A 243-nucleotide genomic window follows, 5' to 3' on the forward strand; every position below is an offset into this window, starting at 1 on the left:
AGTGTGAAACAAATCCCGCAGCACACGCAGGGTGGGGCATTTTTGGCGAAGGATATTTTGTGATGCAAAGCATTGGTGAAATTGTGAAAGATTCAATGGGCGGCCTGTTCACGCCGATTTCCAAAACGGTGAAGACTTGCGAAAAGCACGGCGTTGAGTACGAGGAAATTGTTTACCCGCGACATACCGTGGGATGCCCGAAGTGTCGCGAAGAGCGAGAGGTTGCGCGGAAAGCCGAGGAAA

1 protein-coding gene is annotated in these 243 nt (G+C 51.4%); it reads left to right on the forward strand.

Annotated elements, in window-relative coordinates; translation table 11 throughout:
- A partial coding sequence (locus QRT08_RS18545) for a hypothetical protein (RefSeq protein WP_286047475.1) occupies positions 1-243 on the forward strand: 243 nt, incomplete at both ends.

The sequence above is a fragment of the Halalkalicoccus sp. NIPERK01 genome, from assembly GCF_030287405.1.
Taxonomy (GTDB): Archaea; Halobacteriota; Halobacteria; order Halobacteriales; family Halalkalicoccaceae; genus Halalkalicoccus.